We start from the raw sequence: 12960 nt of genomic DNA on the forward strand, positions 1-12960 counted from the left end.
GCGACCTCTTATTGTCTGTCGTGTCTCGTAGCTTCGGCGGCGACGCTGGAGCCGATCACGCCCGTGATGCCGCTGAGGAGGATCTTCACGGGGGCTCCGTTCGTCGTGCGAGTTCTGTCGTACCGCCGATGTCCGTGATCAACGAACCCGGGCCAGCTGTTCGACCCGGTCGTGCAGGTGCTCGACGTGGTGCTCGGACTCCGGCTTCATCAGCACACTCCGGAGGATCCGGGCGCCGTCGGTGTCCGCGGTGACCTGGGGGTGGCGAGCGGTGAATGCCTCGCGGCTGGCCCTGAGAGTGCTCAGGAACACCGGCTCGGGACTGGTCATGCCGTCGTCCAGGATGCGGGCGGAGGCCGCGTCGATGCCGGTCAGGGCTGCCGGTTCGACGGCGGGGAAGTAGCTGACGATGTCCAGCTCGGGCTGCTGGTAGAGCGCCAAGTGCCCGGATGCGTCGATGAGGTCCGCCCACTTCAGCGCCGCGCGCCGGCCGGCCGCCAGAACCTGGCCGAGACCGTCGGGGGTGGGCGGGAGGAGCTGGAAGGTGAGCCACAGGGCGGCGGCGGACGCGCCGGCACGCGAGCACTCCAGGCTGATCTCGCCGAGGTGAAGTTCGACGGAGGTGAAGTAGGTGTAGGGCGAGTCGTGGAGGTAGAAACGGCCAACCTCGGGATCGCGGAAGAGGACCGCGCCGCAGCCGTAGGGCTGGAGGCCGTGCTTGTGCGGGTCGACCACGACCGAGTCGCATCGCGCGATGGCCCGCCAGGGCTCCGCCGGCAGCCCCTCGGGTCCGTCGGCGCCGGCGAGAAGGGTGAAGAACCCGCCGTACGCGGCATCGATGTGGACACGGACGCCGTGGCGCTCGGCGATCGGCAGGGCCAGGTGGACAGGGTCGACGGCGCCCAGTCCGGTGGTGCCGGTGGTGAGGACGACGGTGCCGACCTCCCCGGTGCGCAGGAGGTCTTCCAGCGCGTCGAGGTCCATGCGGCCCTGGCCGTCGGTGGGCACGGCGTGCCCCTTCAAGCCCAGGACGTGGCACATGCGGCTGTGGGTGTAGTGGGCGTCCTCGCTGTAGGCGATGCCCCGGCCGGGGTGGAGTTCGCGGGCGACGAAGAGGGCTTCGAGGTTGGCGATCGTGCCGCTGGTCGTGAGATGGCCGAGGTGGGTGTCGTAACCGAACATCGCGGCGAGCCGGGCGACGGCCTCGCGTTCCATCGCCGCGGTGGCGGGGCCGCCGTCCAGGGCGTGGTTGTTGGGGTTGATCAGCATCGCGGTGACGTAGCCGACCACGGCGGCGGGGTGCGGGGGCTTGAGCATCTGGCCCGCGTAGTGCGGGTGGAAGAAGGGGTAGTTGTCCTTCAGCCTTCCTGTGAGCTCCCCGAAGGCGGCGGCGAAGCGGTCGTCGTCCACCAGGAGGGAAGGGTGGGTCCGGTAGGGGCCGAAGGTGTCGGCCCAGTCCTGTATCGCGTGGGTGGCTCGGCCGAGCCAGTGCTGCAGATCCACTGTTCTCCCTCTCCTGTGACGCGGACGCCCAGCGTACAATTTAGCTGACTAGTCAGCAATTGCTTGCTCAGCAATTGAGACAGCAGTAGGTGAGATGACAGTAAAATCGCGCAGGTGAACGCCACACGCCGACAGGGCGACGACGAAGCCGCTGCCCGTGCAGCCAACAGCCGGGTCGTGCGCGACTTCGGGCTGCTGCTCAAGTCCGCCACCCGCCTGGAACAGCGGATCGACGCCGCCCTCCGTCGGGAGTGCGGGATCAGCCACACCATGCTGGAAGTACTCATCCGGCTCTGCCAGAAGCCCGGAGAAGTGGTCTCCCAGCGGCAACTGGCCGACGACCTCACCCTCACCAGCAGCGGCACCACCCGCCTGATCGACCGCATGGAGGAGGCCGGCCTGGTCCGCCGCGCACCGTCTCCCGGGGACCGGAGGGTGGTTCTGGTGGAACCGACCGCCGAGGGCCGCACGGCCTTCCTGCGCGGCGCGGCCGTCCATGCCCGAGTGGTGGAGCAGTTCTTCGTCAAACCGCTGACAGCCGACGACTATGCCCGGCTCACCGGCGCGCTGAGCGAGATCGACAAGGCACTGCGCGACGACGCCAGGTGAAGGGGCCCTGAATCACGGCCCGCCCCGGGGAGTGTGTCGGCGCTGGATCGTGTCAGCGGCTCGGCTGTGCGGGGCTTGGCATCGGTGGAGATGCCCACGAGCGACGCCGCCTTCGTGACTCCTCCCCCTCGTAAACGAGGAGGCTTCTCGCTATGCCGGTCGGGCTTCGCGACGGACCAGCCCGGCCCGTAGGACGTTCAGGGCGCCCACTGTGTCCGCATGCGCGTGGTGGCCGCACGAGACGCAGTGGAACTTCTCCTGGGTGGGCCGGTTCTCCTTGGCGGTGTGCCCGCACCGAGGGCACCGCCGGGAGGTGTTGCGGGGGTCCACGGCCATCACTTCCCGTCCGGCGCATTCTGCCTTGGCGGTGAGGATCGTCAGGAACACCCCCCATCCGGCATCAGCGATCGAACGGTTCAGCCCGGCCTTGGCGGCGGCCCCGTTGGGCAGGAAGCTGCCCGGCGTGGCGGGGTCCGGCTTCGGGGCCGGGGCCTTGCTCATGTTGCGGATGCTGAGGTCTTCGTGCGCGATGAAATCGTGGTCACGCACCAGGTTCAGCGCGGTCTTGTGCGCGTGGTCCAGGCGCTGACGGCGGACCTTGCGGTGCAGCCGCGCCACCGTCTCCACGGCCTTACGACGGCGCCTGCTGCCCCGCCTGCACCGGGCGAGGGCCTGCTGCGCGGCGTCGAGCCTGGCGGCGGCCTTCGCCCCGTGACGGGGGTTGGGCACGAACTCGCCGCCCGAGTCGGCGAGGAAGTTCGTTATCCCCATGTCGATGCCGACCACGGAGCCGGTCCGGGGAAGCGGCTCAGGCGCGGTCTGCTCGGCGGTCAGGATGACGTACCAGCGCCGCCCTTCACGCTTGACGCTGACCGTCTTGACCTTGCCGACCACGGGACGGTGCCGGTGCACCTTGACGTGCCCGACGCCCTGGAGGCGGACGCGGGTGACGGGATCATGCGGAGTCGAGTCCCAGCGGCAGCCGTCGCCGTCCTTCGGGAAATCCACGGTGTCGAACCGCTTGCCCGAACGAAAACGCGGATACCCCGGCGCCTCCCCGGCCTTCACCCGGCGGAAGAACGCCGCGAACGCCTTGTCCAGCCGCCGCAACGTCGCCTGCTGCGAAGAGAACGACCAACGGCCCTGACGCTCCAGGTCGAACGCCCGGATGTCCTTGAGCTGCGCGGACTGCTGCCCGTACCGAACCGTCGTCCTCGAGCCGTGCCGATAGGCGTCCCGGCGCTCCTGCAACGCTCCGTTGTAGAGCGAGCAGTGATCACGCAGCATCTCGGCGAGCGCGATCGCCTGGCCCGCAGTGGGCCGCATGAGGAACTTGTACGCACGGATCATCCGGCCCACCCCCCTTCGGCTGTCGTGATCAACATAGTGCAGGCCACTGACAACGCAGCGAACTCCGGCGCTTCGCGCCTCCGGGCCGAGGATGCGTTTCCCTCCCCGGCTGAAGCCGGGGATACCCACGCAAGATCACGGATGGCCGTCTTCGGCCTCTACTCGCAGCGCTTGGACGAACTGCTCACGCCCGCCTACTTCAGCGAGCGCGATCTGCAACGAACGGCGCCTGACCGCCCTGCGAGAGGCCGGGACTGCCGTGGTTCCAAGAGACGCTCAGGGATCCGACAGGCGACCCTCGACCAACTGCCTGTCGGTACCGGGCTGAACAGCGTTTTGTAACCTGTAAACGTGTCTCAGCGGGTTGGTGTCTCACACTCGCCCCAACGGCAATCCGCTGGTAGCGGGCAACTCGCTGGCACGATGCGCGGCTGCTGGCCAGCGCGTCCGAGGTAGGGAACCTGACAGAGCACGTCTGTCTTGCCGCTGGCCAAATGGGGGATCCGCAACGCCTCGTGACTCCTCCCCCTCATAAATTGAGGGGGCTTCTCGCTATGCCGGTTGGGCTTCGCGACGGACCAGCCCGGCCCGTAGAACGTTGAGAGCCCCGACTGTGTCTGCGTGCGCGGTGTGGCCGCACGAGACGCAGTGGAAATTCTCTTGTGTGGGTGTGCCCGCATTCGGGGCACCGCCGGGAGAACGACCTGGGTCAATTCGCCCAGGTGCCCCACGGCCAACACGCCGGGAGCATGCGTAATGACAGAATCGGATACTGCAGCCCTTGTGGAGGAACACGAGTCTTGGCGGACCCGAGAACCACTACAAGGGCTGCACCCACATCACCAGCCGAAACGTCAAGAGTTGCGCCGCCGATCAAACCCCTAACCGAACGGCATTGGGCCTAGATGATCTAGTCCAAGGGGTGAGTGCACAGCTGGGAGTACCTGCCTTTCTCAGCGAGGTGGCTGTGGGTTCAGTGGGAGTTGTAGAGCCTGGCCAGTTCGTGGAACGCGGCCTTCGGTTCCCAGCCATCCCCCATCGCCCTGACCACGCCGAAGCTGGCCATGTCCAAGTCGTAGCGCGCGTCGGGTGAGTGGGGCTTTGGCGCGATGAACTCGAACACGTACGCCCCGTAGACCTTCTCGTCCGCGAAGAGCTCCAGTTGTTGTGACAGGTAGTCCGCCTGAACCTGCTCATTGCGGGTGAATGAGCCTGCCAGTCTGGGGGGATTGGCCGTCCAGTCGATGATGCCGTAACCGGCTGGGCCCATCTCGGCGGCGCCGTCAAAGGAGCAGCAGCCGAACTCGGTGATCACTATGGGCTTGCCGTATTGATGGAATCGCCGGAGGTTGGTGGCGTAGTCGGCGTCGTTGTAGGCCATCCGGTAGTAATTCAGCCCCACCATGTCGAAGCCGTCCCAGTCCACCTCTTCCCACAGACCTGCTCCATAGGTCAGGTGGCCGCCAAAGTGCGCCCGGGCCACATCACGAGCGCGTCCGAGTAGGTCGTTCAGCTCCTCGTTGAACTCCGGGAAACGCGGCCACCACTGTGGGTCGGCCAGCTTGGCGGACCGGTCCGCGTGAGTGCCGCCGGGTATGATTCCAGAGCCGAAGACCGTCAACTCGCAGCCAACATTGAGGATGACCCGGCCGTACCGCTCCCGCAGTTCTTCGGCGGCCGTGGCGGCTGCAGCGAGATGTTGCAGCATCGCGTCCGGCTCGGCTTCTATGAGTCGGGGCTGCAGGCTGACGTGCAATCCCAGGTCCAGGGCGGCACCGGCGGTCTCGGTCAGCCGCCTGATATCGGTGCCGAAGAGGTTGACCGAGGTGCAATTCAGATCGTTTTGGATGACCGCCATGTGCTGACGGATCAGGCCGCCGGGCACGGACTTGCGTGACAAGCCGCTTTCAGCGTAGTTGGTGCCGGTGTCGTAGTTGATGCCTTTCCAGACCAGACCTATCGAGTCATCTCGCATGCCGGGAGCTTAGCCTTGATCTTTCGTGATTGGTCGTCAGCTTCGACTGGCGGCCAATTCGTCGTTGTGGAGTGTGTGCGGGCATGCAGGGGGCCCGATCGTCGCATCGGGTGGGCGCCGGGTTCCACGGTTCCGGTCGGTGGCTCTTCTCCTCGTCGGGGCGGGTCGTTGCTGGTCAGCCTGGGTTCGGGAGGGTGTCGAGCCGTCTGATCGCGTCTGTGATCACGTCGGTCCATGGCCAGTGTCCGGCGAATCGCAGGTGTCGTTGGCGGGCGGTGGTGATGATTTGGGCAGCGGCGGAGAACAGCCGCAACCGCAGACGACGGGGCTCCCAGAGTCGGGGTTTGCCGGTCAGGGCGAGCATCGGCATCCAGGCGAGCAAGTCGAGGGCGAGCTGGACGATCTCCAGCCAGATCCAGTTCTGCGCGGTCTCGTGCAGGGGCATCCGCAGACCGGTGGCCCGCGCGTTGCGAATGCGGTCCTCTGCCCTGGCCCGTCGGCGGTGCCTCAGTTCCAGGTCTGTGATCTTCCCGCCAGTCGTATTGGTGGCGAAGCAGGTGAGTCGCAGTCCGTCAGCGTCTGTGAACCGCAACTGGGCGCCGGGGTGGGGTCGTTCCTTGCGGACGATCAGCCGGATCCCCTTCGGCCAGCCCTTGAGCACGTCGCCGCCGAGTTCGGCGGTCCAAGCGCCGTCGCGGATCTCACCGCCCGGCTCGACCGCCGGACTCCAGGCGGAGGCCGGGACCTTCAACACGGCCTGATGAATCTGCTCAGTGATGGTCATCCCGACCGAGTACGACAGCCACCGGCCCCGTTTTGTGAGCCAGGCGAGGAACTCATGGGTGCCGCCCGCGGAGTCGGTACGGATCAGTGTGGACCGGCCGCGCCGGTGGCGTTTGGGGAGCTGGGCCAGGGCGATTTGGGTGGCGGTGATGTGGTCGGCGGCGGTGTTGGATCCCGCGTTCCCGGGTCGTAGCAGGGCTGCCACCGGCTCCCCGGTGCCACCACTTCCGTGGTCGACGAAGCCCATCAGTGGGTGATGTCCAAACGATTTCTTCCAGGTCGCGGCCGCGTCCTGCTTGTCGGAGTGGGCCAGGACCAGCACTCCATCCAGGTCCACGATCACCTGGCCGCCCGCATCCGGAGAAGCGTCCTTGGCCAACACCCAGACTTACTTGCGTACTTCGGCCCGCGCCGAGCGGATCGCGGTCAGGGCCTTGTCCCCGGCCGCGGCGAGGGCGTCGATCAGCCGGGAGACCGTTGGGTCGGAGGCCACCGGCCCGAACACAGCCGGCTCGGCCCGCAACATTCCTGCATCGGCCAGGCAGTCCCCGCCCAGCGCGACCGCGAGAGCCACATCCAGCAGGATCTTGCCCGGATCGTGCACCGCCCGAGGCCGCCGCCACGGCGTCAGCGCCGCCGATATCGCGCTATCCAGGCGGGTCTTACGGGCGGTCTCGACCAGCAGCACCCCGCCGGCCTGCGAGACCACCCCCCTCCCGCCGCCCTCGATGCGGACACGCGGATAGGACCCGATACGCTTCTTCACCTGAGGAGTGCTTCTTTCATGCGACGACCCGGACCCTAGACAAGTCCCATCGTTGCAGGTCAGGAGCACTCTTCGCGTTTTCGATCACGCATCGGACACCCGGCCACGTGAAAGCCCGAGGTTAGACGGGCCAGCTCCACGGGATCGGCTGTACGCATAGAGAAGCAACAAAACGGGAGTCCGATCAGCTCGCGGCGTCTGGTGCGTGCGATCGCAGGGCGGAGGGTCGCCGTGCCAGACGCCGCCTGGCAGACGGGGCTTTCGATACACGCCCTAGTGGTGGTGGTTGCCGGGTGGGTGCCCGGTCTCGTGTCCGTGCTGCATGGCGCCTTGGCCGTCACGGTGGCCGGTGTGGTCGTGGGCGGTGTCGGGTGAGCCGCCCATCATGCGGAGCATGCGCAGGCCACCGGTGCGGAAGAACCTCACCAGGAGGGCGGCGGCCAGTAGGAGGAATGCGAAGTTGAGCCAGGTGGTGTAATTCCAGGTGACGCCGTTCATCGGGATTGTGGCGTCGGCGCGGTCGGGGATGAGGCCGAGGCCGCTGAAGGCCAACTCGACGATGTATCCGGCGGTGGCTATGGCCGCGTAAAAGCTGCCGAGGAGGAAGAGGGTCATCTTCGCGCCGTAGTACTTCCGGTAGATGTTGAGGATCGGCAGGATCAGCAGGTCGGCGAAGACGAACGCCACGACGCCGCCGAAGCTGATGCCGCCCTTCCACAGAACGACGGCCAGTGGCACGTTACCGATGGAACAGACGAACGAGGCGATGGCCACCAGCGGGCCGATCAGCGGCCCCCAAAGCTTGGACGCCAGGGGGTGGCCGTCGAAGAAGAAGGTGCGCCAGAAGGAGTCGGGCACCCAGGCGGCCACGGCGCCGGCGATGAGCAGCCCGATGACCAGGTCGCGCAGGATCGCCGCCCACTCCATGACGAAGACGTGGGCGACCGAGGTGAAGCCCTGGCGAGACAGCAGCCGCCGCCCGAAGGAGCCTTCGCGCTGGACGGACATGTCCATAGCCGCGTGCCCTTCCATGGATCCCGCCAGACCGCGGTCGGCCTGTTCGCGTGCGTCGCGCAGCAGTTCGTCGCGCAGGAACAGCCGGAACAGCACCGCAAGAAGAATGATCATGATGGGGCCGCCGACGAATTCCGCGGCGGTGAACTGCCATCCCATGAGCAGCGCCAGAATCACCCCGAGTTCGACCACCAGGTTGGTCGAGGCGATCTCGAAGGCCATCGCGGCGGTGAAGTTGGCGCCCCTGCGAAACAGAGAGCGGGCCAGGGCCACGGCGGCGTAGGAGCAGGAGGAGGAGGCAGCCCCCAGGCCGGCGGCGACGGCCAGGGTCCGCGGGCGGTCGTCGCCCAGCATCCGCACAACGGTGGACTTGCGTACCACGGCCTGGACAACGGCGGACAGGGCGAAGCCGAGGATCAGTGCCCAGGTGATCTCCCAGGTCATGGACCCGGTGATCGACAGTGCGTGCCACATTGCCTGCATATCCGTCAGCCCTTCTCCGTGACGTGCTGCTTACCCTGGAGCCGCACACCAAGAGTGACCTCTGGCCGTCGTCGGCGCGCGCCGCTCCGGCGGCATCCAGAACCCGGACACCGGCGTCCCGCACATGGGCAACAGCGGCAGCGGAGGCGGCACTGGAGTGATGGACGTGATGATCGCGTCCATGGTCATCGGCGACTGAAAACGCATGTACTGGCTACTGCAGGCGCACGTCGACTACATCTCCGAGATGGCGAACCGGCGGGTTTGGAACCGGTCCACCGGATGACGCTACAGCGACTCCGGCCGGCCCCGACGGCACGGCCGCCATCTCCCGCGGCCACGGCCAGGGCAGGGAGGATGTGATCGAAAGCAGCGACGGTCCGGCACCCATGCGGCGATGTGGAGAGGCAGGTTCGCCAGCGCGCTGCCATGGTTGTCGGAGTGCGCCCTCCGAAGGGCCCGGTTACCGGATGGGATGGCGGAGCATGACGAAACTCAGCGGGAAGGTCGCCCTGGTCACCGGGGCCGGCCGAGGCATCGGCAGGGCCGTCGCCCTACGGCTGGCCGAGGACGGCGCCGCTGTGGCGGTCAACTTCCATAGCAGCGCGGCCGATGCCGATCGGCTGGTCACGGAGCTGGAGGAACGCGGCGGCCAGGCGGTTGCGATCCGGGCGGACGTGACCGACCTGGCTGAGACCAAGCGTCTGGTCGAGCAGACCGTCGAGACATACGGCAGGCTCGACGTCCTGGTGAGCAACGCCGGGATCGAGCACTTCGCCCCCTTGGAGGAAATCACCCCCGAGGACTTCGACCGGGTGTTCGCCGTCAACACCAAGGGGCAGCTATTCGCCGCCCAGCAGGCGGCCCGTCACCTCCGCCCGGGCGGCCGGATCGTGCTCACCTCGTCAGTCAGCGCCACGCGCTCGGTCTTCCACCACACGCTGTACGCGGCGAGCAAGGGGGCGGTCAACAGCATGGTGCTCAACCTGGCCGCCGAACTGGGACAGCGCGGGATCACCATCAACGCCATCGCCCCGGGCGGTACCGCCACCGCCATGGCCGCCGCCAACGCCGTCCACTACCGGCACCCGCTGCTCGACGTACCGCTGCCGGAGTGGGAGAAGATGCACGGCGCCCTTGGCCGCCTGGCCCGTCCTGAGGAGATCGCCGCCGTGACAGCCTTCCTGGTCTCCGACGACGCCTCCTACATCACTGGCCGCACCATCGAGGCCGACGGCGGCTTCTTCTGACCCCGCCGCGGACCCCTGCCGACGGCAAGTCGGCCCCTCTCCCTTGGGACGTGCCGTCCGCGTCGCGGGTTCAGCTCACTGCCACGCCGTAGGGGCTGGCGCCGACAGTGACAGTGGCGACGACCTTGTGGGATGTCGGGTCGATGATTGTGAGGGTGCCCGCTCCCTGGTTCGTGACGTAGACAGCGTGGCTGGTGACTTCCAGGTTGAACGGGTCGGTTCCTGGAGGGCCCACGGCAATGGTCGCCGCGACGCGATGGCTGCCGGTGTCGATCACGGATACGTTGCCCGGGCCGAGATCGGCGGAGTAGGCGAAGAGGCCATCGGGCCCAATGGCCACGTCGAAGGGGCCCTCGCCGACAGACACGGCAGTCGCCTTGCCGGTACGGGTTGCGACGGCAAGGACCTGCTGTCCCACTTCGTCGGCGACGTAGGCCGACTCGCCGTCCGGCGTGAGGGCGACGCCCACCGGGGAGCGCCCTGCGGAAAGTTGCCGCGCGACCCGGCGCGTGCGGGTGTCGATGACCGACAGTTTGCCCGACCCGGCGTTCGCCACATAGGCACTTCCGCCGTCTGGACTGAACGCCACATTCAGCGGTGATTTTCCGACCCGGATGGTCGCGGCCACCCGACTGGTTCGGGTGTCGATCACCGAAACGGTGTTGGACTTGCCGTTGGTGACATAGAGGGATTTACCATCGGGGCTGAGGCCGACACCGGTGGGGCTCTTTCCGACCGGCACGGTTTTGACGATCTTGTTGTTCCGGGTGTCGAGGACCGAGACCCGGGCCGAGCCGCTGTTGGCGATGTACACGCGCCTGCCGTCCTTGGTGACCGCGACGCCTTCCGGTGCCGTGCCGGCCGGCACGGTTGCGACGACCTTGTAGGTACGGGCGTCGATCACCGAGAGTGTGTTGTCCTGCTGGTTCGTGACATATACGCGGCCACTGGCACCGGTAATGGGCGCAGTCGGCGCAATCGGTGCAATCGGTGCAGGACCCGATTCCTTTTTGGCCGAGGGGCTGGGCGTACAGGAGATCAACAGGATCCCCATGCCCACGGCGAGTGCCGGCCGGAGCATCCTGCCGGGTCGCCAGTGGCCGCCGCCGGCTCGGGTCCGCAGGGCAGAGAACATCTCGCCTCCTGTACGCATTGCGATGGTTCGGTCCAGGACCGGGCGGCATCCCGCCGCCGGCTGCCCGGCAGCGGGGTCGGATCAGGTCAGGAGCCGGCGGGCGTAGTAGTCCTTCTCGTCCTGGACGCCCGGAAGTGCGAAGAAGTAGCCCCCGCCCCGTGGGCTGATGTACGGCACCAGTGCTTCGCCTTGCAGCCGGGTCTGCATGGCGATGTAGGTGTTGAGTTTTTGCTGGAAGCAGACGAACGCATGCCCCATGTCCAGTTCAGGCAGGTTGGGGCTCCGGTCGTAGTCGTAACTGCGACGCAGGATGGTGCTGGTCGCCGCGGTCTGCGGAGTCTGGGGATTGGCCAGGCGGATGTGAGAGTTCAGCGGGGTGATCAGACCCAGCGGATCGTTGGTGTAGATGGGGTCGAGACTATCTGGGGCGTTCTCAGCCACTGCATACATGGGGGCGCCGCTCGCCTTACGACGGCCGAAGATCCGCTCTTGTTGGGCAACGGGCACCTTCTGCCACGCCTCGATAGCGAAATGCACAATACGCACCACGTGGTACGTGCCACCCGCTGCCCAGGCCGGTTCGGCGCTCTTCGGCTGGACCCAGACCACCTGATTCATCTGGGCGTCGTCGGAGACGGACGGGTTGGAGATGCCGTTCTTGAAACCGAACCAGTCGCGCGGGACACCGACCGGACGCTCCGGATTGCGCTGGCCGTCGATACGCCAGCGCAGCTTCATCGCGGACTTGGTGTGGGTCAGGATGTCGATCAGTGCGTGCACCGTCGTGTCGCGGTGATCGGCGCAGATCTGGATCAGCAGGTCCCCCTGGCTCAGCGCCGGGTCCAGGTCGTCATGGCGGAAGGGTGTCATCTTGACGAGCTGGACCGGCTTGCGCGCGCTGAGTCCGTAGCGGTCGTCGAAGAGGGATGCGCCCACTCCGACGGTCAGGGTGAGACCATCCGCCACGACCGTGGGTCCCAGGATGCCGTTGTCCGTCGACGGTGCGGTCGGGGCCACCTTCGGTGGTCTGCCGCCCGCCGTGAGGAAACGGGCTCGCGAGGTCAGCGTGCGGAATAGGTCGGTGAGTTTTGCCCGGTTGGAGGCGGTCACGTCGAACGAGACGAGAATCGCGGCCTGCTGGGGCAGAGTGGCGATGCCCGCCTGGTGATATCCGTGGAAGGGAATCGCACGAGATGCCGGTCCCATCTTGGGAACAGCCACTGTGTCGGCGCGCGCCGCACCGCTGCCCAAGGCGACCCCGCCCGCCGCTCCGGCCAGGCCCGCGGCAGCACCGTGAAGAAACGACCGCCGGGCAAACGCGCTCGCCGGACACCCTTCGCCGCTCCATCCTTCCTCCAGGGTCGCGGACGTCTCGTCAGCCATCGTTCCCCCTCAGTCACGAGCCAGGTGGCAAGCCGTACGCTCTTGCCGCGATCGGATTCCGTGCGCAGGCCTGCCCAGCGGGGCACGACCGCAGGCGGCAGTTCCCAACCAGCGCTCGAAGAACCGCCAGCCGCACGACCGCCCATAAAACGGAATATATGCGACATCTCTGTGCGCGCCACTGGGTAGTGCGGTGCGAGGTAAGGGGTTTGGATCGCGTGCGGCGGCGTCGACCGTGCCCGTGTGCTGTCAGTGCGAGGCCAGCGGCACGGCCGCTTCTCGGCGACCGGATCGCAGACCGTCGGCCACCCTGTAGAGCTCCCCCGGACGGCCGACGGGCAGACTAATGACTTCCCGAAACAGCCCAGCCCACCCGCAGGAGCGGCCTGAACTCCTCGAGCCAGGCCGGCGGGCCATTGACGAGGGCCGGCGACTCGTCCGGGGAGAATTCTCTGGCGAGCCGCACTGCCTCGTCCAAGGACGACGGCGTCCGGCACCGAAGGCCCCGGGCAGCACTCCGTTTCACACTCAGATGATCAGGAAGCACAGTTCGTCCGCTCGGCGTATTCGGGCGTTCCGACAGCGCAGCGAGGTGCCGTAGCTGTCGTCGTGCGCCCGCCAGGGATTACGGGACAGCTCTTAGCAGGAACACCACGCATTGACGCTACAACACGTGGTTGCTGCGCTGGCGCACGGGCGACGAAACCCT

General features: G+C 67.2%; 9 protein-coding genes and 1 pseudogene. 2 read left to right on the forward strand and 8 right to left on the reverse strand.

All coding sequences use genetic code 11. The annotated features are described in order from the left end of the window. Window positions 1-138: 138 nt before the first annotated feature. Window positions 139-1503 carry a pyridoxal phosphate-dependent decarboxylase family protein gene (locus ACNPQM_RS14970; protein ID WP_418084364.1) on the reverse strand — a complete coding sequence of 455 codons (1365 nt, stop codon included), beginning with the start codon at window positions 1501-1503 and terminating at the stop codon, window positions 139-141. A gap of 114 nt (window positions 1504-1617) precedes the next feature. On the opposite strand from ACNPQM_RS14970, the gene ACNPQM_RS14975 reads away from it, so the two are divergent. Next, complete coding sequence (locus ACNPQM_RS14975) at window positions 1618-2112, forward strand: MarR family winged helix-turn-helix transcriptional regulator (protein ID WP_418084365.1); 495 nt, start codon at window positions 1618-1620, stop codon at window positions 2110-2112. Window positions 2113-2262: 150 nt separating this feature from the next. Here the strand turns inward: ACNPQM_RS14975 and ACNPQM_RS14980 are convergent, their stop codons facing one another. The 5 genes and pseudogenes from ACNPQM_RS14980 to ACNPQM_RS15000 form a co-directional block, all read right to left on the reverse strand. Further along, the gene (locus tag ACNPQM_RS14980) at window positions 2263-3462 is read right to left on the reverse strand and encodes an RNA-guided endonuclease InsQ/TnpB family protein (RefSeq protein WP_418084366.1); all 1200 of its coding nucleotides are present in this window, start codon (window positions 3460-3462) and stop codon (window positions 2263-2265) included. Window positions 3463-4014: 552 nt separating this feature from the next. Next, window positions 4015-4257, reverse strand: coding sequence for a zinc ribbon domain-containing protein (locus ACNPQM_RS14985; protein ID WP_418084367.1), 243 nt, complete (start codon window positions 4255-4257; stop codon window positions 4015-4017). 178 nt (window positions 4258-4435) lie between these two features. Then, the gene (locus ACNPQM_RS14990; protein WP_418084368.1) at window positions 4436-5437 is read right to left on the reverse strand and encodes a hypothetical protein; all 1002 of its coding nucleotides are present in this window, start codon (window positions 5435-5437) and stop codon (window positions 4436-4438) included. Between the two features lie 175 nt (window positions 5438-5612). Continuing rightward, window positions 5613-6986 (reverse strand): annotated as a pseudogene (locus ACNPQM_RS14995) (IS1380 family transposase). Window positions 6987-7259: 273 nt separating this feature from the next. Continuing rightward, a complete protein-coding gene (locus ACNPQM_RS15000) occupies window positions 7260-8483 on the reverse strand; it encodes a permease (protein WP_418084369.1) in 1224 nt (407 codons plus the stop codon). Between the two features lie 485 nt (window positions 8484-8968). On the opposite strand from ACNPQM_RS15000, the gene ACNPQM_RS15005 reads away from it, so the two are divergent. Next, on the forward strand, window positions 8969-9733 hold the full coding sequence (locus tag ACNPQM_RS15005; protein WP_358859231.1) for an SDR family NAD(P)-dependent oxidoreductase: 765 nt from the start codon (window positions 8969-8971) through the stop codon (window positions 9731-9733). 70 nt (window positions 9734-9803) lie between these two features. Here the strand turns inward: ACNPQM_RS15005 and ACNPQM_RS15010 are convergent, their stop codons facing one another. Together ACNPQM_RS15010 and ACNPQM_RS15015 are read right to left on the reverse strand one after the other, a co-directional pair. Next, the gene (locus ACNPQM_RS15010; protein WP_418084370.1) at window positions 9804-10868 is read right to left on the reverse strand and encodes a beta-propeller fold lactonase family protein; all 1065 of its coding nucleotides are present in this window, start codon (window positions 10866-10868) and stop codon (window positions 9804-9806) included. An 81-nt stretch (window positions 10869-10949) separates the two neighbouring features. Continuing rightward, window positions 10950-12251 carry a Dyp-type peroxidase gene (locus ACNPQM_RS15015; protein WP_418084371.1) on the reverse strand — a complete coding sequence of 434 codons (1302 nt, stop codon included), beginning with the start codon at window positions 12249-12251 and terminating at the stop codon, window positions 10950-10952. Between the last annotated feature and the right edge of the window lie 709 nt (window positions 12252-12960).

It is taken from the genome of Streptomyces sp. NPDC056231, assembly GCF_048270745.1.
GTDB lineage: Bacteria > Actinomycetota > Actinomycetes > Streptomycetales > Streptomycetaceae > Streptomyces.

Bases quoted from the DNA above. Each gene is read 5' to 3' on its own strand.
- ACNPQM_RS15005 (WP_358859231.1), top strand. From the start codon at position 8,969: ATGACGAAACTCAGCGGGAAGGTCGCCCTGGTCACCGGGGCCGGCCGA.
- ACNPQM_RS15015 (WP_418084371.1), bottom strand. From the start codon at position 12,251: ATGGCTGACGAGACGTCCGCGACCCTGGAGGAAGGATGGAGCGGCGAA.
- ACNPQM_RS14980 (WP_418084366.1), bottom strand. From the start codon at position 3,462: ATGATCCGTGCGTACAAGTTCCTCATGCGGCCCACTGCGGGCCAGGCG.
- ACNPQM_RS15000 (WP_418084369.1), bottom strand. From the start codon at position 8,483: ATGCAGGCAATGTGGCACGCACTGTCGATCACCGGGTCCATGACCTGG.
- ACNPQM_RS15010 (WP_418084370.1), bottom strand. From the start codon at position 10,868: ATGTTCTCTGCCCTGCGGACCCGAGCCGGCGGCGGCCACTGGCGACCC.
- ACNPQM_RS14990 (WP_418084368.1), bottom strand. From the start codon at position 5,437: ATGCGAGATGACTCGATAGGTCTGGTCTGGAAAGGCATCAACTACGAC.